We start from the raw sequence: 22045 nt of genomic DNA, 5'->3' as shown, positions 1-22045 counted from the left end.
ACCCAGGCGACCGCCGCGGGTGCGGTGCAGGAGGAGACGTCCACGCATGTTCTTTAAACGCAATGGCCTGTCGCTGGTGTTGTTGGGCCTGACCCTGCTGTTCATCGGCGGCCAGGCGCTCAGCGGCCAGCACGCGTACAACGACGAACTGCGCCAGCAGGGCCTGGCGCCGCTGATGTTCTGGGAATACCTGCGCAGCGGCCATTTCGTCGGCGCGCTGTTCGAGAACTGGGAAAGCGAATTCCTGCAGATGGGCATGTACGTGCTGCTCACGGTGAAGCTGCGCCAGTGGGGCTCGGCGGAATCGCGGCCATTGCCGCCGGACGAGGAAGACGAAACCATCGCGCCCGGCACCACGCCATGGCCGGTACGCGCCGGCGGCATCTGGCTGAAGCTGTACGAGCACTCGCTGGCACTGGCGTTCGGCCTGCTGTTCCTGACCAGCTTCGTGCTGCACGCGCTGGGCAGTTGGCGGCACGAGTTGGCCGAGCGCGCGATGCAGCGGTTGCCGACGATTCCCTTCCTCGAGCATCTGGGCAGCGCGCAGTTCTGGTTCGAGTCGATGCAGAACTGGCAGAGCGAGTTCCTGGCGGTGTTCTCGCTGGTGGTGCTGACCATCTGGCTGCGGCAGAAGGACTCGCCGCAGTCCAAGCCGGTGCCTGCGCCGCACACGCAGACCGGGAGCTGACCGGGCCGCCATTCGGGAGGATGGTCCATGCAGACGATCGCGCCCTTCGCCTACATCGCGTACCTGCTGTGGCTGAGCGCCGGCCTGGGCGATTTCCTGCTGCACCGGCGCAGCGATCTGCCGCACACCTCCGGGCTGCGCGAGTCGCTGCTGCACCATCTGCAGTTGCTGTGCGTCGGCTTGGCTGTGCTCGCGTGGCTGAGTCTGCAGCCTGGCCTGGCGCAGCTGTCGGCGATGGCGCTGCTGGTGGTCGTGCATGCCCTGGTCGGCTACTGGGACACCCGCGTGGCCTACGGCGTGCGCGCCATCGGGCCGCTGGAGCAGCACGTGCACAGCGTGCTGGACATGGCGCCGTGGATCGGACTGGCATGGGTCGCCACGCACGAGGGGAGCGCGGCCCTGCAGGCCGGCTGGGGACTAGGGTGGCGCGCTCCGGCGTTGCCAGCGCCGCTGTGGATCGCGGTGCTGGTGCCGGCGTTGGCGATGACCGTGCTGCCGGCGCTGGCGGAAACGCTGTCGTGCCTGCGCGCGCGGGCGCGGCGCAATGGCCCGCGCCGCGCCTGAGGCAACGCAGCGTGCAGTGGCGAAACGCGTTCGCCGCTGCGGGTGCTGCGGTTACGGTTGCAGGGTGATGTTGCCCTTGGTGGAACCGGCGCCGGGGCCTGCACCGAGATCGGCGCCGGTGGTCGGGTCGCTGTCCGGCTGCGACATCGTGCGCGCCGCCAGCGCCTGCAGCGCGCTTTCCTCGGCGGGACTGAGGCCGACGCTGGGCACGCCGCTGCCGCCGTCCACCGCGGCCTGGCGATTGCGGTCGGAGACCTTTTCCCACTGGCTGCCGCTGTTCCACGGGCCGTTCATGTCGCCTTCGCCCTGCGACATGTCGTAGAACTTGTCGGTGAACGCCGGATCGCCCGGCAGCTTGCCCGGCGGGAAGTTCGGCTCGATCGCGTACAGCGCCTTCTCGAACGACTTCTGGTGCGCCACCTCGCGGGTCATCAGGAACTTCAGCGCATCGACGATGCCTGGATCGTCGGTGACGTTGATCAGCCGCTCGTAGACGATCTTGGCGCGCGCCTCGGCGGCGATGTTGGAGCGCAGGTCGGCGGTCGGTTCGCCGATCGAATCGACATAGGCCGATGTCCACGGCACGCCGCTGGAATTCACCAGCGCCGGCCCGCCGCCATACAGGATCTGCTGGGTCTGGCTGGTGCTGTTGTTCATGGTGAGATTGCGCATCTCCTCCGCTTCGGCCATGCCTTCGGACAGCACCGCCTTGGGCCCCTGGTTGAGCATGGCGATGATCGAGCCGATGATCTCCAGGTGGCTCAGTTCCTCGGTGGCGATGTCGTAGAGCAGGTCCTTGCGGCCCGGGTCGACCTCGCCGATGGCCTGGGTGAAATAGCGCATGGCGGCGGCCAGCTCGCCTTGCGGCCCGCCGAACTGCTCGAGCATCAGCGAGGCCAGCGCCGGATCCGGTTGTGCCACGCGCACCGTGTACATCAGTCGCTTGTTGTGCATGAACATGGGGAATCTCCTGGAGTGCCATCCACGGCAAAGCCACGACGACGTGGAGCGTCGTGGCCGGTGGGGCGTCTGGGATGAAGCCGCGGCGCCGAGGATCGGCGCCGCGGCGATGCGGTCAGGCCGCCTTGCGCTTCTGCGCGGCTGCCTCGTTGCCGCCCTGCTCGGCGAGCAGGGTCAGCTTCTCGTCGGTGGACTTCTCTTCTTCCAGCGTTTCCAGCAGCAGCTTCAGCGCATCGGTCTTGCCGAGTTGCTTGGCCATCGCCGCCAGCGTGCCGTAGGACGCGATCTCGTAATGCTCGACCTTCTGCGCGCCGCCGATCAGCGCGGCGTCGCGCACCGGGCCGGCTTCGATCGACTCGATCACTTCCTTGCCTTCCTCCACCAGGCCTTCCATCGCCGCGCACTTGATGCGCTTCAGGCGCAGGTCGAGAATCTCCACGATCTTGTCGAGGCGCTCGATCTGGCCCTGGGTTTCCTCCAGATGGGTCTCGAAGGCGGCGCGCAGGGCGGGATTGGTCGAGGCGCGGGCCAGTTTCGGCAACGCCTTGGTCAGCTGCTTTTCGGCGCTGTAGATGTCGGAAAGCTCGTGCAGGAACAGTTCGTCGATGGTCTTGATGGCCATGTCGATGGATCTCCGTGGTTGGTAGTGGTGGTGGTGCGGAAAGTGCGCGGACGCGTGTTCGGCAGGGGCTAGTGCTTGGCCGTCTGGCCTTCGGTCCGTTCGCGTTTCAGGAAGGCCAGGATCGTGGCCTCCTGGTGTTCGATCAGCCACTCGGCCATGGCGATTTCCTGGTCGAGGATGGCGGCGCAGACCTCGGCGATCTGCGGTTGGTCTGCCTCCTTGGCGGCAATGACCAGCGCGCGATAGCTGGCGACTTCCATGTGTTCGAAGGCGTAGCTGATGCCCAGGCTCTTGGCCACTTCGTCGCTCATCATCGAGTTGCCAGCGGCGTGCACGGTGGCCATCACGCTGGCGACCGCGCCCTTGATGGCGGGGATGGAGCCGCCGAGCAGTTCGATGCAGCGCTTCACCTGTTCGGACTGGTCGCGGGTTTCGGTGATGTGCTGCTCGATGCGTGCCTTGAGTTCGGGATAGTGCTCCAGGCGGCCGGCGGTGGCGGTCAGCATCGTGTTCGCCTCCTGCTCCATCGCATAGGCGTCCTGCAGCCATTTCAGCAGGCGCTCGGTATTGCTTCGCGTCATGAATGTTTCTCCAAAGGAAGTGCGGGTTCCAACTTCGGCGCTCCGCCATCGTGGCGTTGCGCACTCGCTGTCTTGTCCCCGTGGAAGCCAAGCTAGACCGCCTGGCGTTAGTGCGGATTCAATGAAGGGTGAACGCTTTGCGAGGAGCGCAGCGTTCTCCCACGCTGAATGCGCGCGTCATCGTCTGCGTGGCGACCGCGCGTTCACGGCCGCCACGCCAGGCTCGTGCGGCCCACCCTCACAGGAGACCCATGTGCCCAAACTCGATCACGCCGACTGGCCGCAGCGCCTGTGGCTGGTGCGGCACGGACAGAGCGCGGGCAACGTCGCCCGCGACCTGGCCGAGGAATCCGGACAGGACCTGATCGACATCGCCACCCGCGACGCCGACACGCCGTTGTCCGAACTGGGCCTGCAGCAATCGCAGCAACTGGGGCGCTGGTTCGCGGCGCTGCCGGCGCAACAGCGGCCCAGCATCCTGCTGACCTCGCCGTTCCTGCGTGCGCAACAGACCTGCGCGGCGATCGGCGAGGCGCTGCGGCTGCCGCCGGCGGCAGCGGCGCTGGACGAGCGCCTGCGCGAGAAGGAATTCGGCATCCTCGACCGCTACACCCGGCACGGCATCGCCAGCCGCTTTCCGGAACTGGCCGAACAGCGCGCCTCGGTCGGCAAGTTCTATTTCCGGCCGCCCGGCGGCGAGAGCTGGTGCGACGTGATCCTGCGCCTGCGCAGCGTGGTCGAGGAACTGCGCCGCGACCATGCCGGCGAGCGCGTGCTGATCGTGGCCCACCAGGTCATCGTCAACTGCATGCGCTACCTGCTCGAACGCCTGGACGAAGCGGCGATCCTGGACATCGACCGCGGTAACGACGTGCCCAACTGCAGCGTCACCGAATACGCCATCGGCGACAGCGAGGGCGCACCGCGCTTCGGCCTGGTCCAGGCCAATGCGGTGCCGTTCGAGGTGCCGGTGACCACTGCGTCCGACCAGCCGGGCGGACCGCGATGACCCGCGTGCGCGCGATCGCGGTGACGGCGGCGCTGCTGCGGCGCTGGCCGTTGCCGAGCGCCGCCGGCGTCACCGGCAAGGAACAGCGCGGGCGCGTGCTGGTGATCGGCGGCAGCTGCGAGATTCCCGGCGCGGCGTTGTTGGCGGCGGAGGCGGCACTGCGCGCCGGTGCCGGCAAGCTGCAGGTCGCCACTGCGCGGCCGGTGGCCACGGCGATGGCGATCGCCTTGCCCGAGGCGCGGGTGGTGGGACTGCCGGTCGCCGCCGACGGCGAACTGCGCCTGGAGGGCGCGGCGCTGCGGCGCGACGTCGCCCGCACCGATGCGCTGCTGATCGGCCCCGGCATGCGCGGCAAGCCGGCGCTGCGCGCGCGCATCGCGCAACTGCTCGCGACCACCGGCTGCGGCGTGGTGCTGGACGCCGGGGCGCTGGTGGAGACGCACGGCATGGCCGATCCCGGGCGCATCGTGCTGACCCCGCATCACGGTGAGATGGCCGCGTTGAGCGGCATCGCGATCGAGCGCATCGCCGCCGATCCCACCGCGGTCGCGCTGGAGTACGCGCGGCACAGCGGCGCGATCGTGGTGCTGAAGTCGGCCACCACGGTGATCGCCGCGCCGGGCGGGACGCACTGGGTGCATCGCGGCGGCAGCCCCTGCCTGGGCACCTCCGGCTCCGGCGACGTGCTGGCCGGCATCATCTGCGGCTTGCAGGCGCGCGGCGCCGACAGCACGCAGGCCGCGGTATGGGGCGTGCATCTGCATGCGCGCGCCGGTGCGCTGCTGGCACGCAGGATCGGCCCGCTGGGGCCGCTGGCGCGCGAGATCGCGGCGCAGGTTCCGGGGCTGCTTGGGGTGGGTTGAGGATCGGGGCTTTGAACTAGGGACCAGGGACCGGGGACCCGAAGAACGGAGGTCGGTAGAGCTTCGGGAGCCTGGAGAGGCGGAAAAATTCTATGCCGGCTGTTGTTTTGCGTGAGGACCGGGACTCGGGACCGGGAACCCGAAGAACGGGAGTCGGTAAAACCTCGGGAGCTCGCGGCGCCGAAAAATTCCGACGCCGCTGCCCGTGTGTCGTTTGTTCAATATCCCCGCGTTCTAGCCCCGGGTCCCGGGTCCCGAGTCCCGAGCTCTACAGCGTCGCCGCCCCGCCGGCGATGGTGATCAGCGCGCCGGAGGTGTAGCTGGATGTGTCGGACGCGAGCAGCACGTAGGTCGAGGCGAGTTCCGCCGGCTGCCCGGGCCGGCCGAACGCGGTCTGCGAGCCGAATTCCTTCACTTCTTCGGCCGCCATGCCGGCCGGGATGAACGGTGTCCAGATCGGCCCCGGCAGCACGGCGTTGACCCGGATCTTCTTGTCCGCGAGCAGCCCGGCCAGGCCGATGGTCATGTTCGCCACCGCGCCCTTGGTGGTGGAGTAGGGGAGGATGTTGGGCGTGGGCTTCTTGGAGTTGACCGAGGCGGTGTTGATGATCGAACCGCCCTCCGGCATGTGCGGCACCGCCAGACGCACCAGGTTGAAGGCCGCGTGCACATTGGTGGCGAAGGTCTTTTCCCATTCGTCCAGGGTGATCTCGTCGAAGCTCTGGAAATAGCGCTGGTAGGCGGCGTTGTTGACCAGCACGTCGAGCCCGCCGAAGGCGCCGGTCACGGTCTCGATCAGCGTCTGCGCCTGTGCGCGGTCGCTGATGTCGCAGGGCTGCAGCAGCACGCGCACCCCGGCGGTCTCGACCAGTTGGCCGATGCGCTCGGCGTCGTGCTGCTCGCTGGGCAGGTAGGCGATGGCGACGTCGGCGCCTTCGCGCGCGTAAGCGATCGCCACCGCGGCGCCGATGCCGCTGTCGCCGCCGGTGATCAGCGTGCGCTTGCCCTGCAGCAGGCCATGGCCGACGTAGCTGTCCTCGCCGTGATCGGGCTTGGGGTCCATCTTGTCGGTCAGGCCGGGAAACGACTGCTGCTGCGGCTTGAAGGGTGGGTAGGGATAGTTCGGAACCGGCATGGCGATGTCCTGCGTCGGGGGAGTGCGCAAGCTTGCACGTGGCCGGGTAAAGGATCGGCCAAGGCCATGTCGTCATCGCGTGTGCGGCGACGCCAAAAAGCGTGCCGCAGCGGGCTTCGCCAGGCGCGGTTACACCGGCAGCGACACGCTGAACGTGCTGCCGCCATCCACCCCTGCGCTGCTGGCGACCACGCTGCCGCCGTGCGCGGTCACGATTTCACGCACCACGGTCAGACCGATGCCCATGCCGCCGCTGTGGAAGCCGATCGCATGCGTGTCCTGCACGAACGGTTCGAACACCAATGGCAAGGCCTGCGCGGAGATGCCGATGCCGGTATCGGAGACGATCAACTGCGCCTGGCCCTCGATCTGCTGCAGCGTCAGCGTCAGTCGGCCGTGCTCGGGAGTGTATTTGCAGGCGTTGTCGAGCAGGTTGCGCGCCACCTGCGACAGGCGCACGCGGTCGCCGTGCATCCACAGCGCATGCTCGGGCATGGTCAACGCCAAGGTCTGCTGGCGCGCGTCGATCGCCGGGCGGCAGGCATTGACCGCCTCTAGGATGATCTCGCACAGATCCATCGCTTGCTTGATCAGGCGCAGCTTGCCGGTGCGGACCCGCGAAACGTCCAACAGGTCGCCGACTAGGCGGGCCATGTGCGAGACCTCGTGTTCGATGATCTGCTGCATGTGCAGCAGCTCGGCGGGCGCCAGGGAGGTCAGCATCGAGCCAGCGATGCGGATCGGCGTCAGCGGATTGCGCAGCTCGTGCGCCACGAAGGCCAGGAACTCGCCCTGCCGCTGGTAGGCCTTCTCGGCGCCGGCCTGCAATTCCTGCGCGCTCAGTGCCGCCAGCACCAGGTGTTGGTTGGCCTGGCGCAGCTGCGCCTGCTGTTCGCTCTCGCCCGCATCTGGTGCCGTCGTTGCGCCGATCGCGCGCGCTTTCGCGCCCAAGGCGTTGCGGTGCGCATGCAGTTCGGCGACGCGGCGCGGATCGTAGAATTCGAAGCGGGCCGTCGACAGGCGCTTGGCGCAATACATTGCGTCGTCCGAATGTGACAGCAGGGCCTCCGCGTTGTCGGCATCGTCCGGATATAGGCTGATGCCGATGCTCACCCCCAGCCGCAGCGCGTCCTCGTCGGCGACCGCCGGCCGTTCGAAGGCTTCGATCAGCGCCGTCGCTGTCGCGGCGGCGTAGGCGTTGGTGCTCAGTCCGGTCAATACCACGACGAACTCGTCGCCGCCATAGCGCGCCACCGTGACATGCGCGTCGACGATGCCGTCGATGCGCTCGGCGGCCAGGCGCAGGAACCTGTCGCCGGTCGCGTGGCCGAGCAGATCGTTGACCTGCTTGAATTCGTTCAGATCCAGGAACAGCACGGCGATCCGGCTGTGCTGCGCGTGCGCCGTGGTGATGGCCAGATTGAGCCGTTCGAACAGCAGTTCGCGGTTCGGCAAGCCGGTCAACGCGTCGCGCTTGGCATGGCGCGTGGCGTCCTGCAGCGCCGTTTCGTAGCTCGCCACCTGCGCCTGGGCGCGTAGCGTGGAGAACACCAGCCGTTCGTTGGCCGCCTGCAGATCGGTCGCAAGGCCAAGCGGCGCACGCTCTTTCAGCGTACTCAGGTCCGCTTGCAACCGGTCGAGCTCCAGCCGCGCCACCAGCGACTGGCGGCGCAGGTGCGAGAGCTCGAGCCGGGCCGCGTCGATCGCGTGCTGGTCGGAGGGCGTCTGCATGCGTGGTCAACTCGTGTCGAGGGTGTCGTGTGCGCCGGACTTGCGCATCGGCCGGCCGCCTAGCAGGCCTTCCTGCTGCGGCAACGCTGCGCCGATGCGAATGCCGCTGTCGTCGATATGGAATTCCCGCAGCGCGTCCGAGTGCGCGCTCGCGCGGACCTTGACCACGGCCATGACCCGGCGCAGCCGGCTGTCCACCTCGATGTAGCGCTGCACGATGATCGCATCGGTCATGAAGGCGGTGCCGTAGGGACTGAAGCGCAAGTCGGTGTAGCGGTCTTCCAGCTCGGAGGTCATCAGTACGGTGACGCCGGTCGCGGCCAAGGCCACCACCATGCGCGACAGCGATTCGCGAAAGTCTTCGCGAAACGTCGGCGCCAACGCCAGCTCGAATGCCGACAGCGAATCGATCACCACGCGGGTGGCGCCGAGCCGGTCGATTTCCGCGACCAACAACTGCAGGATCTCGTCGATCGACAGGTCCGGCGCACGGCTGTCCACCACGCCGACCTGGCCGCTGGCGATCAATGCCGCCAGCGCAGGCGTGCGCGAGCGCTGCGGCTGCTGCTCGAAGACGACCAGCACGCCGTTGTCGCCACAACGCGCGCCTTCGGCGAGGAACGCCGCGGCGAGCAAGGTCTTGCCGGAGCCGGAGGGGCCTGCGACCAGCAGCGAATAGCCTTGCGGCAGGCCGCCGCCGAGCATCGCATCCAGCTCCGGCACGCCCATCGGCAAGCGCGCGCCGGTGCGCGGCGATGGTGCGCCTAGTGGCAGCACCGGCACCGGCGCGAACACCCGCATGCCGGAATGGTCGATGCGGAACGTATGCAGCCCCGGCAGCGACGGGCTGCCGCGCATCTTCATGACCTCCATCTTGCGCACCATCGAGTTGCGCTGCACGCTCTGCCGCAACCAGATCAGCCCGTCGGCCACGGTGAACACCGGATTGGGATCGGATTCCAAGAAGTATTCGCCGATCAGAAACGTGGTCGCCTGCCAGCTGCTCATCAGCATGCCCAACTGCTGGATGAAGCGTTGCAGGTTGTTGTGCAGGTTGCCGTCGGCGGTGCTGGCCAGTGCCACCGAGCGGAACGAATCGACGAACACCAGCGCTGGGCCGTGCGCTTCCACTTCGGCGACCATGCGCGCCAGCACCCGGTCCAGATCGCCGGCCAGGGTTTCCTCGGAGAGGTTGACGAAGTGGATCGTGGCGTTGATCGCCGTCGCATCGAAGAAGTCGAACTGCTGCTGGTAGCGCAGCATCTTCAGTGGCGGCTCGCCGAGCACGGTGAAGTACAGCGCCGGACGCTCGGGCGTGGCCAGCGCGAACATCATCTGGTGCGCGAGCGTGGTCTTGCCGCAGCCGGGCGGCCCGGCGATCAGGTTGAACGAGAATTCGGGCAATCCTCCACCCAATACCTTGTCGAGTCCGGGGACGCCGGTCCGCAGGCAATGAATGGCGACTTTGCTGCTCATGGGGAGGTGCCCTGCGCGGGAGGTCCGCTGGAAGAGGTGACCCACACCGACTGCAACAGCCGTTCGGTGAGGGTTGCGCCGATCATGCTGACTAGCACGCCATGAAAGGTCGAAAGGAATGTGCCGCCGCCTGCGGCCGCGGTGGCGGCGCTTTGCTGGCCCAGCACCAGGCCGAAGCTGTCGAGCGCGCCGTGTTCGCTGGACGCCTCGGTCGCGATAAAGGCCTCTTCCAGCCACGGGAAGCGGTCCTTGGTCAGGAACAGGGCGCGTTTGAACAGCGCGGCCACGCCGCGCGCGCCGAGGATCGGTGTCAGTGCCTGTTCGATCTGCCGCCACGTCGAGGTGATGGACGCCGCGATCGTCGACGCCTCCGCGCCGTTCGCTGCCTGTCGTGCGAGCGCGGCGACCGTCGCAGATAGCGCGGGGTTCTCCATTGCCTTGCGCGTACCTGCGGATTATGTGTCCCCACTGTATACCTTCGGCCACGCAACGCGCGTGGCGTTGTCCTCACTCGTCCGGCAACCGCCCGTAAAAGCGGGGCGATGCTATTGGCGGTGGGCCCAGCAGGAACGCGTCGAGGCGTTCCGCCCAGTGCTACGCCTTGCCGATCGAGGCGGAAGGCGGGTTATGGACGGATATGTAGACAGCGAGTAAACAGTTCAGGGCGCGATGGCGTCGAGGCCATGCACCAGCGCGGGAAGCGATTACGCCGACGCGGCGATCGTGCGCGAGCCGAGGATGATCATGCGCAGCATCGCGCTGATCTGCCGCACCAGTTCCGGGTCCTTCTCCGGCGGCAGGTCCATCGCGGTGGCGCCCATCGCGAACACCAGCCGGGTGATCGCCTTGGACACCAGCGCCGGTTCGTGCAGCGGCGTGCCGTCGAGCGCGGCCAGGCGGATCAGGTCCACGCGCAGCTCTTCCTCGAAGTAGTTCAGCTCGCGATCCACCGCGCGCTTGAACGCATCCGAGCCGACCGTGCCTTCGCGCAGCAGCACGTGCAGCAGCTTGTCGTCGGCGCGCAGCTGCTCCATGAAGGTTTCCACCGAGCTGAGGATGACGCTGCGGTTGCTGCCGGCCGCGCGCTGCCGCGCCTGACCGATGATGGTGCGCAGCGAACTGCCGGCCAGGTCGATCAGCGCCACCGCCAGTTCGTCCATGTCGCGGAACTGGCGATAGAAGCTGTTCGGGGCGATGCCGGCTTCGCGGGTCACCTCGCGCAGGCTCAGCGTGGACACGCTGCGGTGCGGCCCGATCAGCTTCAATGCCGCCGCCAGCAGGTCTTCGCGCGAAATCGCGCTCTTGCGCGCGGGCAGCGCGTCCTCGGGCAGGGGCAGGGGCGTGGAAGTCATGGACGGGCTGGGCGAGACAAGAGAGGAATCATAGCGCCTTCCTGAATATACAACTGTATAGACATCTGTATCTGCGCCTGTATAGTGGACCCATGAACGCTGCCCGCCGTCCTGCCTCCGCCCGCTCCGCCACCCGCGCCCTGCGCGCCTGGGTGCAGCCGGAGGTGTTCGATTTCTGGTCCACGCGGATCCATCCGCTGTGGACTTGGCAGCGCCCGCGCGCGCGACTGCTGCAGCGCGAGCGCGCCAGCAGCGACGCGGTGACCCTGATCCTCAAGGCCAACCGCCACTGGCGCGGCCTGCGCGCCGGCCAGCACGTGCAGTTGGGCGTGGAGATCGACGGGCGCCGCCTGACCCGCAGCTACAGCCCCACGCCGTTGCCGGGCGGGCGCCTGGCGATCACGGTCAAGGCGATCGACGGCGGCCGCGTCAGCCAGTACCTGGCCGACGGCGCGCGGATCGGCGAGACGTTCGAACTGGGCCAGGCGTTCGGCGACATGGTGTTGCCCGCCGCGCCGCAGGGACGCTGGCTGATGCTGGCCGCCGGCAGCGGCATCACCCCGATGCGCGCGCTGCTGCGGCAGCTGGCCGACGCCGGCATGCCGGCCGACGTGGACCTGATCTACTGGGCGCGGCGCCGCGACCAGTTGTGCTTCGTCGACGAACTGCAGGAGCTGGCCGCCGCGCATCCGCGGTTCCGCCTGCAACTGGCGGTCACCGGCGAAGGCGCTGCGCCGGCGCCGCGCGTGGACACGCTGCCGCTGGCGCACCTGGCCGGGCTGGAGCAGGCGCAGGTGCTGGCCTGCGGTCCGGGCGGCTTCGTGCAGGCCGCACGTGCGCGCCTGGAAAGCGGCGTCGCGCGCTTCCAGGCCGAGGCGTTCAGTACGCCGCCGCTGGCCGATGCCGAACACGGCACGGTCGCGGTGACGCTGGCGCGCAGCGGCCGCGTGCTGCAGCTGCCGCGCGGGCAATCGCTGCTCAGCGCGCTGGAAGCCGAAGGCCTGCGCCCGAAGCACGGCTGCCGCATGGGTATCTGCAACAGCTGCGCCTGCGGCAAGCAGTCCGGCGCGACCCGCGACCTGCTCACCGGCGCACACGCCACCGAACCGGGTTCGATGCTGAAGCTGTGCATCAACAGCGCCAGCAGCGACCTGATCCTGGACCTTTGAAGGACTTCCCCATGGCTGCTCCCCGCAACCGCGCACTGACCCCGGCCGACCTGCAGGCCTTCGGCGACGAACTCGATGCGTTGCGCGTGCGCACCGTCGCCACCCTGGGCGAAGCCGACGCGCGCTACATCCGCCGCATCGTCGCCGCGGTGCGCTACACCGGCCTGGCCGGGCGCGCGCTGCTGTTCCTGGGCGCGTTCGTGCACAGCGTGTTGTGGCCGGCGTGGATCGCCGGCGTGGCGCTGCTGACCCTGTCCAAGATCCTGGAGAACATGGAGCTGGGCCACAACGTCATGCACGGCCAGTACGACTGGATGGGCGATGCGCAGCTCAACGGCAACACCTACGAGTGGGACATCGTCGCCACCGGCGACAACTGGCGCAAGACGCACAACTTCAAGCACCACACCTACACCAACGTGCGCGGCATGGACGACGACATCGGCTACGGCCTGCTGCGGATCTTCCCCGAGCAGCGCTGGCGCCCGTTCTACCTGGCGCAGCCGTTCATCGCGGTGGTGTTCGCGCTGCTGTTCGAATGGGGCGTGGCGATCCAGGACCTGCGCCTGGGCCGCTGGTTCGCCGGCAAGATGAAGCGCGGCGAGCTGCGCCGCACGTTCCTGCCGGTCGGGCGCAAGATGGGCCGGCAGATCCTGAAGGACTACGTGATCTTCCCGGCGCTGGCCGGCCCGTTCTTCCTGCCGGTGCTGCTGGGCAACCTGGCCGCCAACGTGCTGCGCAGCATCTGGACCTTCGTGATCATCTTCTGCGGCCACTTCACCGCCGATGCGGAAACGTTCCCGAAAGAGTCGATCAAGGGCGAGTCGCGCGGCCACTGGTACCTGCGCCAGCTGCGCGGCTCCTCCAACCTGGCCGGCGGCAAGCTGCTGAACGTGCTGTCGGGCAACCTGAGCCACCAGATCGAGCACCACTTCTACCCGGACATCCCGGCCAACCGCTACGCCGCGCTGGCGGTGGAAGTGAAGGCGATCTGCGCGCGCTACGGCCAGCACTACAACACCGGCTCGCTGCCGCGCCAGTTCGGCCAGGTGATGTGGCGGATCGTGCGCCACGCCTTCCCGAGCCGCCCGCGGCCGGTGCGTCAGGTGCGGCAGCAGGCGGCGCAACAAGCCGGTTGAGCGCAACGCAAGATGTGCAACGAAGGCGGGGACTCCCCGCCTTTTTCATGCGCCGCTGCCGGATTCAGGATCATTGACGCTTCATCCACGCGGCGCTGCGGATCATCCTGGCTGCCCGCGCATTCAAGCCTGGTGCGTCGGTCCCTTCGACTGCGCGAGGTCCGCGATGAAACCAGCCAACCTGTTCAACGTCGTCGCCAAGAAGGCGTCGTATGCGGCCGGCACGCCGTGGACGTTCTGCATCGCGCTCGGCATCGTGGTGCTGTGGGGCGCCAGCGGCCCCGTCTTCGGCTTCAACGACACCTGGCAGCTGGTGATCAACACCGGCACCACCATCATCACCTTCCTGATGGTGTTCCTGATCCAGCACACCCAGAACGCCGACACCGCGGCGATGCAGATCAAGCTCGACGAGCTGATCCGGGTGAGCGCGAAGGCGAACGACGAACTGCTCGACCTGGAAGAGCTGGACGAGAAGCGGCTGGAAGAGATCCGCAAGCAGTACGAGGCGTTGGCGCAAAAGGCGGGAGAAGCGTTGCGCTCGCGTGGCTCGAATCGTCGCGACCCTGTCGATGCGAAAGGCCCGGACGATCCTGACGGCGACTGACTGCGTCGTGGCGAACGCAAGGCATCTTGCGTGCCACAACGGCGAAGCGGGCACGTGGGCTCCGATTCCGCCAATCGGACGCGCACACATGCCCTGGATCCACGCGTTGAAGAGGCACCGCTCGCTCGATGGACGAACGTGTGCTGGCTCCTGCCTTACGTCAGCGCCGGTCCGGTATACAGGCCGGCCGCGTTCTCTCCGCCACGCTGCTCGTCGGTGGCGGAGACCACGTCGCCGTGCGGCGGCGTGAAACTGCCGTCGTCCGGCACGGCACGGTATGCGCCGTCTTGCGAAAACGCCGCGGGTTTCTGCGCGGTGCTGCGACGACGGTACGCCCTGGCCGCCGCGACGACGGTTCCGGCGACCGCCAGTTTCCAAAGTAGGCCACTCATGTTCGGCTCCTGCGGGATGACGAATCCGGATCGTCTGCGACCGCCGGTTAGCACGGCGTGGAAGGCATGCGACCGCGCCGTGCATGGGTCTTCTGCGTGCGTAGGCGTCCACGGATCGGGATGCACGATAGGGCATGCAAAGGTGCTGCCCACCGCGTCGGCGATGACGTCATGGAGCGTAACCCGCGCTCGCGCCGTCTTCATCGCGCCTTGCGCCGTCGCTAACGCGTGCATGCCTAGGCTTGGTCGCACGCCGCCTCCCCGCGGCACGGCATCCGATCATCGAGGAGACCTTCATGAGCGACCATGATTCCCGCCCGCTGGGCGATCACGACATCCGCCAGGCCGGCTACCGCGGCGGTACCGCGGACGTTGCGGCGGACAGTGGCGTGCCGCGCGGGCGCGGACGCGACGTGCCATCGCGCACCACGCCGCGGCAGGACGCGCAGGGCGTGCCGGACAACGACGCCGACGATCCGGGCGCCGACCGCAGCGGCCGCACCCAACCGAACTTCGGCCAGGCCGGCACCTATGCCGCCACCGGCGAGCATGCCGGCGGCGCGCTCGGCAAGCCGGCGACCGGCGGCTACCACCAGGACGCCAGCGGCGAGGACGGCGGCCGCGACGAGCGTGCAGAGGATCGCGACAAGGGCTGAGCGCGGCCGCGGCCGATCCGACGCCGGCCTGCACGCGCCGGCCGGGCGTTTCGGGAGCACGCGCGTGTAACGGATCGCGTGCCAGCATCTCCGCTTCTTTCGTGGAGATGATCATGTCCAAGCCGACCGTGGCCCGCCTGCTCGCCGAAACCCTGCACAGCGCGGGGGTCGAGCGCATCTGGGGGGTCACCGGCGACAGCCTCAACGGGCTCACCGACGCCTTGCGGCAGATGGACAGCATCGAGTGGATGCACGTGCGCCACGAGGAGGTGGCCGCCTTCGCCGCCGGCGCCGAGGCGGCGCTGAGCGGCAAGCTCGCGGTTTGTGCCGGCAGCTGCGGCCCGGGCAACCTGCACCTGATCAACGGCCTGTTCGACTGCCACCGCAGCCATCAGCCGGTGCTGGCGATCGCCGCGCATATCCCGTCCTCGGAGATCGGCCTGGGCTATTTCCAGGAGACCCATCCGCAGGAACTGTTCCGCGAATGCAGCCACTACGTCGAGTTGGTCACCAACCCGGCGCAGATGCCGGAGGTGCTGCACCGGGCGATGCGCACCGCGATCCTGAAACAGGGCGTGGCGGTGGTGGTGATTCCCGGCGACGTGGCGCTGCAGGAAGTGCCCAAGGGCACGCCGACCGCCTGGCCGGCGCTGGCGCCGCCGCGGATCCTGCCGGCCGACGCCGACGTGGAGCGCCTGGCCGAGCTGCTGCAGGCGAGCGAGGCGACCACGCTGCTGTGCGGCAGCGGCTGCGCCGGCGCGCACGACGAACTGGTGGCGCTGGCCGACCTGCTCGGCGCGCCGATCGTGCACGCGCTGCGCGGCAAGGAACACGTGGAATGGGACAACCCGTTCGACGTCGGCATGACCGGGCTGATCGGTTTCAGTTCCGGCTACCAGGCCATGCTCAACTGCGACACGCTGCTGATGCTCGGCACCGATTTCCCGTACCGCCAGTTCTATCCGAAGGACGCGGCCATCGTGCAGGTCGATCGCGACCCGTCCGCGCTGGGACGGCGCACGCCGCTGCAACTGGGCATCGCCGCCGACGTGCGCGAGACCATCGCCGCGTTGCTGCCGAAACTGCAGCGGCGCGAACAGCGCGGCTTCCTGGACAAGTCGCTGGCGCATTACCGCAAGGCGCGCGCAGGCCTCGACGACCTGGCCGTGGCCGCCGCGCCCGGCGAGCCGCTGCACCCGCAGTTCGTGACCCGGATGATCGATGCGCTGGCCGACGAGGATGCGATCTTCAGCTGCGATGTCGGCACGCCCACGGTGTGGGCGGCGCGCTACCTGACCATGAACGGCAAGCGCCGCCTGCTCGGCTCGTTCAACCACGGCTCGATGGCCAACGCGATGCCGCAGGCGCTGGGCGCGCAGGCGCAGTTCCCGCGGCGGCAAGTCATCTCGCTGTCCGGCGACGGCGGCTTCACCATGCTGATGGGCGACTTCATCACCCTGGCGCAGCTGGGCCTGCCGGTGAAGGTGGTGGTCTACAACAACGGCTCGCTCGGCTTCGTCGCGATGGAGATGAAGTCGGCCGGCTACCTGGACACCGGCACCGACCTGAGCAACCCGGACTTCGCGGCGATGAGCAACGCGATGGGCATCCTCGGCCTGCGCGTGGACGACTCGGCGCAGCTGGAGCCGGCGCTGCGCCAGGCCTTCGCGCATCCCGGGCCGGTGCTGGTCGACGTGCGCGTGGCCACCCAGGAACTGGTGATCCCGCCGGCGATCAAGCTCGAGCAGGCCAAGGGCATGGGCCTGTACCTGCTGCGCGCGGTGATGAGCGGGCGCGGCGACGAGGTCGTCGAACTGGTCAAGACCAACCTGCGCTGAGCGGCGAACGGCGGCAGCGCGCACGCGCAGCGCGGCGGCGTGGGGCGGGCTGCTATCTTTCCGACTTTCGCGCCCCCGGTGGACCATGCCCCGTTCGCTGCTGCGGCAACTGCTGCTGATCTGGATCGTCATCCTCGCCGCGTGCGTGGGCATGGCGGTGGTGCTGTTCGGCCTGTACCGGCACAGCGAGGGCGTGCGCGTGGGCGAGGCGCAGGCGCGGCTGCAGGGCGACTGCACGCGCATCGTGCAGCGCTACAACGGCGCCAGCGCGGCGGCGCGCGGCAGCGACGGCGCCGGCCTGGCTGCGGTGGTGCTGCAACTGGTGCTGGCCGACGCCGCGGGCGTGGAAGGCGGGGTCTGGGAGCGGCAGCGCGGCTTCCTCGCCTACGCCTATCCCACCTACGACGGCAGCGAACACAAGACCGACGTACCGACCGCCGAACAGAACGTCATCGTCGCCACCGCGCAACGCAGCGTGGCCGACCGCCAACCGGCGCACTACCGCCGCGACGGCCAGCGCGAGACGCTGCTGATCGCCGCCTGTCCGCTGGATCGCGACAGCGCGGCGTGGACCATGGCCCGGGTCGCCGCGACCGGCGAGGCCTCGGCCGGACGCCCGCTGGCGGTGGGCATGGCGCTGATCCTGGCGCTGGCGGTGGTCTCGGCGGTCGCGCTGGGCTGGGTGGTACGGCGCTGGAGCCAGCGCCTGCACCGCATCCAGCAGGCGCTGGCGACGCCGGCGGAGGTGCCGTCGATACCGGCCACCGGCGCGCCGGAGCTGGACCGCCTGGGCGCGGCGGTCACCGAGTACGCGCAACGCAGCGCGCAGGCCCTGGCCGAGGCGCGCCGGCTCGGCGAGGAACTGTCGCGGCACGAGCGGCTGGCCGCGCTCGGACGCATGACCGCGACCGTCGCCCACGAGATCCGCAACCCGATCGCGACCTTGCGCCTCGCGCTCGAAAACCAGATCGCCGCGGGCGAGGGCGGCTTCGACGAGGCGCAGGCGCAGCTGATGCTGGCGCAGATCCAGCGCCTGGACGGGGTGGTGGAAAGCCTGCTCGGCATGGTCCAGCCGATCCGCCTGCAACGCCAGACCGTGACCTTGCAGCCCTGGCTGCAGGACCTGCTCGACCCGGCCGAATGGGCGCCGCTGGCGGCGCCGATCGCGTTGCAACTGGCGGCGGCGCCGGCGCAGTGGACGCTGGATCCGCAGCAGGCCGCGCGCGCCTTGCACAACCTGCTGCGCAACGCGCTGCAGCACGCCACGCCCGGCACCGCGGTGACGCTGACGGTCGAGGCCGATGCCGACCTGCTGCGGCTGACGGTGGCCAATCGCGGCGAACCGGTGCCCACGCCGGTCGCCGCGCACCTGTTCGAACCCTTCGCCAGCGGCCGCAGCGACGGCAACGGCCTGGGCCTGGCGCTGGTGCGCGAGATCGCCCGCGCGCACGGCGGCCAGGCGCACTACGCGCACCACGACGGCATCACCTCCTTCATCCTGGAACTGCCATGGCGCGCATCCTGATCGTCGACGACGACACCGCCTTCCTGAGCACGCTGCAGGCCACGCTGCGCTCGTTCGGCCACGAGGTGCTCGCCGCTGCCGATGGCGAAGCGGGGCTGGCGCGATTGCGCGAAGGCGGCATCGACCTGGCCTTCGTCGATTTCCGCATGCCCGGCATGGACGGCATCGCGCTGATGCGCGCGCGCCAGGCGCATGCGCAGGCCGCCGCGGTGCCGCTGGTGATGCTCACCGCCTACGCGTCCAGCAGCAACACCATCGAGGCGATGAAACTCGGCGCGTTCGATCACCTGGTCAAGCCGGTGGGGCGCGCCGACATCGTCGCGGTGGTGGAACGCGCGCTGCAGGCGCACGCCGGCGGCGCCGGCGGCGCGGCGCCGCCGCAGGCGCCGGCCGAGGACGCCGGCGCGCTGCTCGGGCACAGCGCGGCGATGCGCACCGTGCACAAGCGCATCGGCCTGGCCGCGGCCTCGGACCTGCAGGTGCTGATCAGCGGCGAGACCGGCACCGGCAAGGAACTGGTGGCGCGTGCGCTGCATCGCGCCAGCGCGCGGGCGGGCTCCTTCGTCGCAGTCAACTGCGCGGCGATCCCGACCGAACTGATGGAGAGCGAACTGTTCGGCTACCGCAAGGGCGCGTTCTCCGGCGCTGTCGCCGATCGTCCCGGGCTGATCCGCGAGGCCGACGGCGGCACCCTGTTCCTGGACGAGATCGGCGACATGCCGCTGCCGATGCAGGCCAAGCTGCTGCGTTTCCTGCAGGAAGGCGAGGTGTCGCCATTGGGCGGGCGCGGCGCGCAGAAGGTGGACGTGCGCGTGGTCGCCGCGACCCATCGCGAACTGGCGCAGCTGGTCGCCGACGGCCGCTTCCGCAGCGACCTGCGCTACCGGCTCAACGTGGTGCCGATCGAACTGCCGCCGCTGCGCGAGCGCGGCGACGACATCGTGCTGCTGGCACAGCATTTCCTCGAGGACGGCGCCAGCGCGGCGCGCACGCTGTCGGCGGCGGCGCAGGCGCGGCTGCGCGCGTATCCATGGCCGGGCAACGTGCGCGAGCTGCGCAACGCGATGCAGCGCTGCCAGGTGCTGGTGCGCACGCCGACGATCGAGGCGCAGGACCTGGACGAGGTGCTGGCAGGCGATGGCGCCGGCGATGCGGTCGCCGCGGATGCGCCGGCGCTGACCCTGCCCGACGCGGTGGCGCAACTGGAGAAGCGGATGATCCAGGCGGCGCTGGCGCAGGCGCAGGGCAATCGCGCCGAAGCCGCGCGCCGGCTCGGCATCCACCGCCAACTGCTGTACCGCAAGCTCGACGACTATGGGCTGGGCTAGCCACGCTGCCGCTGCCGCTGCCGCGAGAGCGCAGCGCACTCGCGTCGCGATGAAGCGAACGCGCCTCCGTCTCCTGGCAACGACGCCGCACCACTTACGCCCAGGTACGCCCAAGCCCAACGCGGCCAGACGCCCGACCCAAGCCACAGCAGCCACACCCATGTAGGAGCGGCTTCAGCCGCGACAGACACCCTCCGCAAGCCTGCCAAGCCAAACGCCCAGTCACCAGGCGCACTCCCACCCTCCAGCACGCCGATCCTGACAACGACGTCGCACCGGTCATGCCCAGGTACGCGCAAGCCCAATGCGGCCAAACGCCCGGCCCAAGCCACAGCAGCCGCACCCCTGTAGGAGCGGCTTCAGCCGCGACAGACACCCTCCGCAAGCCTGTCAAACCAAGCGCCACTCACCAAGCGCAGTCCCACCAACAAGCGAACGAAACACCAACCCATAAGCGTCCCATTCCAGACACCACACCTGTCCGTAAAGCGGACGCCAGTGGATGAAGCGCAGACACCCAGCGTTCCCGTTCGCAAGCGCGATTCCTTGAGGATCAATTAGTTGGGACTTGGCACGGATGCTGCGTTGCTACCTCCACAGGCGGCCTCCCCTTGTCGCCCTGGAGACTTCCGATGATCCGTCGCAGCGCACTCGCTTTCTCGCTGGCCATTGCCGCCGCCACTGCCGTCGCGCAGGTGCCGGCACCCCCCGCGGCCGCCGCCGCTGCGCCGCCGCCGGTCCCGCCTGCGGCGCCCGCACCGCCACCGCCGCCTGCCGCGCCGGTCGCGGCCGCACCGGTGCGCGTCGAGGGCACGGTCGAGCGCTTCATGCTCAATCCCAACGGCGACGTCGACGGGCTGTGGCTGCGCGACGGCACCCAGGTCGGCTTTCCGCCGCACCTGTCGGCCGAGTTGCAGGCCGCGGTACGCCGCGGCGATGCGGTGACCGTGCAGGGCTATCGCCTGGGCACGCTGCCGTTGCTGCAGGCCAGTGCGATCGGCACGCGGCGCAGCGGCCAGCAGGTGGTGGACCGCCCGCCGAATCCGCTGGCCGGCCCGCCGGCGCCGCCGACCCCGCCTGCGTTGAATCCGATGCAGGCCGAAGGTCGCATCGAGCGCCTGGTCTACGGCCCGCGCGGCGAGACCGCCGGCGTGTTGCTCAGCGACGGCACCGTGGTGCGGATGCCACCGCACGTGGCCATGCAGAACGATGCGCTGCTGCGCGTTGGTGCGCCGCTGAGCGTCAGCGGCTTCGGCGTGGCCACCGCGGCGGGGCGCTCGCTGGAAGCGACCCAGCTCGGCCGCGATCGCGCCACGCAGCGCACCCTGTTCGCGCCGCCCGCACCGCCGGTGCCGCCGGCCGCGCCACCGCCGCCGGCCGCTCCCGCCGCGCCGGCAGTGCCGCCGGTGCCACTGCCGGCGCCGCGCTGATCGCCTGCGCTTTTTCGTGCGATGGCGGCGCCCTGCCTCGCGGCGGGCGCCGCCACCGGCGCGACGCCGGTCCCCACCTTCCTTCATTGGAGTAACGCCATGCATTGGGTCGATCCCGATTTCCTGCCGGAAACCCGCGGCACGCTCGCCCGCTTCCTGCTCAATCCCAAGGCCGAGGTCGATGGCCTGCTGCTCGACGACGGCACCGAGGTGCACACCGCGCCGCACCTGTCGGCGCAGCTGCTGAAGACGCTCAAGCCCGGCGCCGCGCTCGGCGTGCGCGGGCTCAAACCCTACGGCGCGGACATGCTGGTCGCGCTGGCGATCGATCCTGACGGCGGCAAGCGCATCGCCGACCGCGGGCCGCATGGGCCACATGCCGAGCACACGCCGGCCAGGAAACCGGAAAAGCCCGAGAAGCCGGCGAAGACTCGGCACAGCGGCGTCGTCGCGCGCCTGCTGCACGGCCCGCACGGACAGGTGCACGGCGCGCTGCTCGACGACGACTGCATCGTGCGGTTCCCCCCGCACGCCGCCGACGCGCTGGCGAACTGGCTGGCCGTGGGCCAGCCGCTGGCGGTGGAAGGTCACGCACTGGTGTTGCCGCATGGCACGGTGATCCACGCGCAGGCGGTCGGCGCCACGCCGGCGGCATTGCAGCCGATCGCGCCCAAGCCGCATCCGCCCAAGCCGCACGATGCCGACAAGCCCAAGCCCAAGCCCAAGCCAAAACCCAAATCCAAGCACTGAACCGCGCAGCGCAGCGGCGGTCGCGGCGACGCGACCGCCTGCATCGCGCAACGTTCTCAAATTCGTCGCGGCCGTCGCAGGCGCGTCAGAGCGCCATCGTGTGTTTCTCCAGCTCGAACCCTGGCGCTGAACCGGATAGCGCAAGCGCGGCCGCAGCAACGCGTTCGCCTGCGTCGCGCAAGTTTTAGAGTCCTCCTTGGCCCTCGCGGCGGCACTTCCAGGACATCGCA

At 69.4% G+C, this 22045-nt stretch carries 22 protein-coding genes; 13 read left to right on the top strand and 9 right to left on the bottom strand.

What is annotated here, in order from left to right; translation table 11 throughout:
• The first annotated feature begins 46 nt into the window (after window positions 1-46).
• Both VDQ83_RS08615 and VDQ83_RS08610 read left to right on the top strand, forming a co-directional pair.
• Window positions 47-688, top strand: a complete 642-nt coding sequence (locus VDQ83_RS08615) for a DUF6766 family protein (protein WP_455434593.1) — start codon at window positions 47-49, stop codon at window positions 686-688.
• 27 nt (window positions 689-715) lie between these two features.
• Entirely contained in the window at window positions 716-1252 is a 537-nt protein-coding gene (locus tag VDQ83_RS08610; RefSeq protein ID WP_455434592.1) for a hypothetical protein, read from the top strand.
• A gap of 51 nt (window positions 1253-1303) precedes the next feature.
• Here the strand turns inward: VDQ83_RS08610 and VDQ83_RS08605 are convergent, their stop codons facing one another.
• The 3 genes from VDQ83_RS08605 to VDQ83_RS08595 all read right to left on the bottom strand — a co-directional run bounded on the left by VDQ83_RS08605 (window position 1304) and on the right by VDQ83_RS08595 (window position 3415).
• Entirely contained in the window at window positions 1304-2212 is a 909-nt protein-coding gene (locus VDQ83_RS08605; RefSeq protein ID WP_455434591.1) for a manganese catalase family protein, read from the bottom strand.
• Between the two features lie 115 nt (window positions 2213-2327).
• The gene (locus tag VDQ83_RS08600; protein WP_309913726.1) at window positions 2328-2834 is read right to left on the bottom strand and encodes a YciE/YciF ferroxidase family protein; all 507 of its coding nucleotides are present in this window, start codon (window positions 2832-2834) and stop codon (window positions 2328-2330) included.
• A 68-nt stretch (window positions 2835-2902) separates the two neighbouring features.
• The gene (locus VDQ83_RS08595; RefSeq protein ID WP_455434590.1) at window positions 2903-3415 is read right to left on the bottom strand and encodes a ferritin-like domain-containing protein; all 513 of its coding nucleotides are present in this window, start codon (window positions 3413-3415) and stop codon (window positions 2903-2905) included.
• Window positions 3416-3668: 253 nt separating this feature from the next.
• Here VDQ83_RS08595 and VDQ83_RS08590 point away from each other — a divergent pair, with 253 nt between their 5' ends.
• Together VDQ83_RS08590 and VDQ83_RS08585 are read left to right on the top strand one after the other, a co-directional pair.
• Window positions 3669-4424, top strand: coding sequence for a histidine phosphatase family protein (locus tag VDQ83_RS08590; RefSeq protein ID WP_455434589.1), 756 nt, complete (start codon window positions 3669-3671; stop codon window positions 4422-4424).
• The gene (locus VDQ83_RS08585; protein ID WP_455434588.1) at window positions 4421-5287 is read left to right on the top strand and encodes an NAD(P)H-hydrate dehydratase; all 867 of its coding nucleotides are present in this window, start codon (window positions 4421-4423) and stop codon (window positions 5285-5287) included. Before VDQ83_RS08590 ends, VDQ83_RS08585 begins: the two co-directional genes overlap by 4 nt.
• A 268-nt stretch (window positions 5288-5555) precedes the next feature.
• On the opposite strand, the gene VDQ83_RS08580 is transcribed toward VDQ83_RS08585, so the two are convergent.
• The 5 genes from VDQ83_RS08580 to fabR all read right to left on the bottom strand — a co-directional run bounded on the left by VDQ83_RS08580 (window position 5556) and on the right by fabR (window position 10981).
• Window positions 5556-6422 (bottom strand): SDR family oxidoreductase, encoded by an 867-nt coding sequence (locus VDQ83_RS08580; protein ID WP_455434587.1) that lies wholly within the window; start codon window positions 6420-6422, stop codon window positions 5556-5558.
• A 129-nt stretch (window positions 6423-6551) separates the two neighbouring features.
• Window positions 6552-8153, bottom strand: coding sequence for a diguanylate cyclase domain-containing protein (locus VDQ83_RS08575; protein WP_455434586.1), 1602 nt, complete (start codon window positions 8151-8153; stop codon window positions 6552-6554).
• A 6-nt stretch (window positions 8154-8159) separates the two neighbouring features.
• Window positions 8160-9629, bottom strand: coding sequence for an ATPase domain-containing protein (locus VDQ83_RS08570; protein WP_309913744.1), 1470 nt, complete (start codon window positions 9627-9629; stop codon window positions 8160-8162).
• The gene (locus tag VDQ83_RS08565) at window positions 9626-10063 is read right to left on the bottom strand and encodes a hypothetical protein (protein ID WP_309913746.1); all 438 of its coding nucleotides are present in this window, start codon (window positions 10061-10063) and stop codon (window positions 9626-9628) included. Before VDQ83_RS08565 ends, VDQ83_RS08570 begins: the two co-directional genes overlap by 4 nt.
• Window positions 10064-10333: 270 nt before the next feature.
• On the bottom strand, window positions 10334-10981 hold the full coding sequence (gene fabR, locus VDQ83_RS08560) for an HTH-type transcriptional repressor FabR (protein ID WP_263395842.1): 648 nt from the start codon (window positions 10979-10981) through the stop codon (window positions 10334-10336).
• A 92-nt stretch (window positions 10982-11073) separates the two neighbouring features.
• Between fabR and VDQ83_RS08555 the strand changes: the two genes are divergently transcribed.
• The 3 genes from VDQ83_RS08555 to VDQ83_RS08545 all read left to right on the top strand — a co-directional run bounded on the left by VDQ83_RS08555 (window position 11074) and on the right by VDQ83_RS08545 (window position 13896).
• Window positions 11074-12150, top strand: coding sequence for a ferredoxin reductase (locus VDQ83_RS08555; RefSeq protein WP_455434585.1), 1077 nt, complete (start codon window positions 11074-11076; stop codon window positions 12148-12150).
• Between the two features lie 11 nt (window positions 12151-12161).
• A complete protein-coding gene (locus tag VDQ83_RS08550) occupies window positions 12162-13289 on the top strand; it encodes a fatty acid desaturase family protein (protein ID WP_455434584.1) in 1128 nt (375 codons plus the stop codon).
• A 166-nt stretch (window positions 13290-13455) separates the two neighbouring features.
• On the top strand, window positions 13456-13896 hold the full coding sequence (locus VDQ83_RS08545; protein WP_263398534.1) for a low affinity iron permease family protein: 441 nt from the start codon (window positions 13456-13458) through the stop codon (window positions 13894-13896).
• A gap of 155 nt (window positions 13897-14051) precedes the next feature.
• On the opposite strand, the gene VDQ83_RS08540 is transcribed toward VDQ83_RS08545, so the two are convergent.
• Window positions 14052-14522 (bottom strand): hypothetical protein, encoded by a 471-nt coding sequence (locus tag VDQ83_RS08540; protein ID WP_455434583.1) that lies wholly within the window; start codon window positions 14520-14522, stop codon window positions 14052-14054.
• 62 nt (window positions 14523-14584) lie between these two features.
• Between VDQ83_RS08540 and VDQ83_RS08535 the strand changes: the two genes are divergently transcribed.
• The 6 genes from VDQ83_RS08535 (at window position 14585) to VDQ83_RS08510 (ending at window position 21815) form a co-directional block, all read left to right on the top strand.
• Window positions 14585-14944 carry a hypothetical protein gene (locus VDQ83_RS08535; RefSeq protein WP_455434582.1) on the top strand — a complete coding sequence of 120 codons (360 nt, stop codon included), beginning with the start codon at window positions 14585-14587 and terminating at the stop codon, window positions 14942-14944.
• A 128-nt stretch (window positions 14945-15072) separates the two neighbouring features.
• Window positions 15073-16782, top strand: a complete 1710-nt coding sequence (gene poxB, locus VDQ83_RS08530) for a ubiquinone-dependent pyruvate dehydrogenase (RefSeq protein WP_455434674.1) — start codon at window positions 15073-15075, stop codon at window positions 16780-16782.
• Window positions 16783-16867: 85 nt separating this feature from the next.
• Window positions 16868-18307, top strand: a complete 1440-nt coding sequence (locus VDQ83_RS08525) for a sensor histidine kinase (RefSeq protein ID WP_455434581.1) — start codon at window positions 16868-16870, stop codon at window positions 18305-18307.
• Entirely contained in the window at window positions 18292-19635 is a 1344-nt protein-coding gene (locus VDQ83_RS08520; protein ID WP_455434580.1) for a sigma-54-dependent transcriptional regulator, read from the top strand. Before VDQ83_RS08525 ends, VDQ83_RS08520 begins: the two co-directional genes overlap by 16 nt.
• A 632-nt stretch (window positions 19636-20267) precedes the next feature.
• Window positions 20268-21065, top strand: a complete 798-nt coding sequence (locus VDQ83_RS08515) for a hypothetical protein (protein ID WP_455434579.1) — start codon at window positions 20268-20270, stop codon at window positions 21063-21065.
• 99 nt (window positions 21066-21164) lie between these two features.
• Window positions 21165-21815, top strand: a complete 651-nt coding sequence (locus VDQ83_RS08510) for a hypothetical protein (RefSeq protein ID WP_455434578.1) — start codon at window positions 21165-21167, stop codon at window positions 21813-21815.
• Window positions 21816-22045: the final 230 nt, after the last annotated feature.

The organism is Xanthomonas sp. WHRI 7945 (assembly GCF_035026585.1).
This window is presented reverse-complemented; position numbering and strand designations above follow the sequence as displayed.

What these genes read in the sequence shown, in the direction of transcription:
- VDQ83_RS08565 (WP_309913746.1), bottom strand. Translation starts at nt 10,063, where the DNA reads ATGGAGAACCCCGCGCTATCTGCGACGGTCGCCGCGCTCGCACGACAG.
- VDQ83_RS08580 (WP_455434587.1), bottom strand. Translation starts at nt 6,422, where the DNA reads ATGCCGGTTCCGAACTATCCCTACCCACCCTTCAAGCCGCAGCAGCAG.
- VDQ83_RS08605 (WP_455434591.1), bottom strand. Translation starts at nt 2,212, where the DNA reads ATGTTCATGCACAACAAGCGACTGATGTACACGGTGCGCGTGGCACAA.
- VDQ83_RS08540 (WP_455434583.1), bottom strand. Translation starts at nt 14,522, where the DNA reads ATGCACGCGTTAGCGACGGCGCAAGGCGCGATGAAGACGGCGCGAGCG.
- VDQ83_RS08525 (WP_455434581.1), top strand. Translation starts at nt 16,868, where the DNA reads ATGCCCCGTTCGCTGCTGCGGCAACTGCTGCTGATCTGGATCGTCATC.
- VDQ83_RS08585 (WP_455434588.1), top strand. Translation starts at nt 4,421, where the DNA reads ATGACCCGCGTGCGCGCGATCGCGGTGACGGCGGCGCTGCTGCGGCGC.
- VDQ83_RS08600 (WP_309913726.1), bottom strand. Translation starts at nt 2,834, where the DNA reads ATGGCCATCAAGACCATCGACGAACTGTTCCTGCACGAGCTTTCCGAC.
- VDQ83_RS08570 (WP_309913744.1), bottom strand. Translation starts at nt 9,629, where the DNA reads ATGAGCAGCAAAGTCGCCATTCATTGCCTGCGGACCGGCGTCCCCGGA.
- VDQ83_RS08510 (WP_455434578.1), top strand. Translation starts at nt 21,165, where the DNA reads ATGCATTGGGTCGATCCCGATTTCCTGCCGGAAACCCGCGGCACGCTC.
- VDQ83_RS08520 (WP_455434580.1), top strand. Translation starts at nt 18,292, where the DNA reads ATGGCGCGCATCCTGATCGTCGACGACGACACCGCCTTCCTGAGCACG.
- VDQ83_RS08535 (WP_455434582.1), top strand. Translation starts at nt 14,585, where the DNA reads ATGAGCGACCATGATTCCCGCCCGCTGGGCGATCACGACATCCGCCAG.
- VDQ83_RS08550 (WP_455434584.1), top strand. Translation starts at nt 12,162, where the DNA reads ATGGCTGCTCCCCGCAACCGCGCACTGACCCCGGCCGACCTGCAGGCC.
- fabR (WP_263395842.1), bottom strand. Translation starts at nt 10,981, where the DNA reads ATGACTTCCACGCCCCTGCCCCTGCCCGAGGACGCGCTGCCCGCGCGC.
- VDQ83_RS08545 (WP_263398534.1), top strand. Translation starts at nt 13,456, where the DNA reads ATGAAACCAGCCAACCTGTTCAACGTCGTCGCCAAGAAGGCGTCGTAT.
- VDQ83_RS08615 (WP_455434593.1), top strand. Translation starts at nt 47, where the DNA reads ATGTTCTTTAAACGCAATGGCCTGTCGCTGGTGTTGTTGGGCCTGACC.
- VDQ83_RS08610 (WP_455434592.1), top strand. Translation starts at nt 716, where the DNA reads ATGCAGACGATCGCGCCCTTCGCCTACATCGCGTACCTGCTGTGGCTG.
- VDQ83_RS08555 (WP_455434585.1), top strand. Translation starts at nt 11,074, where the DNA reads ATGAACGCTGCCCGCCGTCCTGCCTCCGCCCGCTCCGCCACCCGCGCC.
- VDQ83_RS08515 (WP_455434579.1), top strand. Translation starts at nt 20,268, where the DNA reads ATGATCCGTCGCAGCGCACTCGCTTTCTCGCTGGCCATTGCCGCCGCC.
- VDQ83_RS08575 (WP_455434586.1), bottom strand. Translation starts at nt 8,153, where the DNA reads ATGCAGACGCCCTCCGACCAGCACGCGATCGACGCGGCCCGGCTCGAG.
- VDQ83_RS08595 (WP_455434590.1), bottom strand. Translation starts at nt 3,415, where the DNA reads ATGACGCGAAGCAATACCGAGCGCCTGCTGAAATGGCTGCAGGACGCC.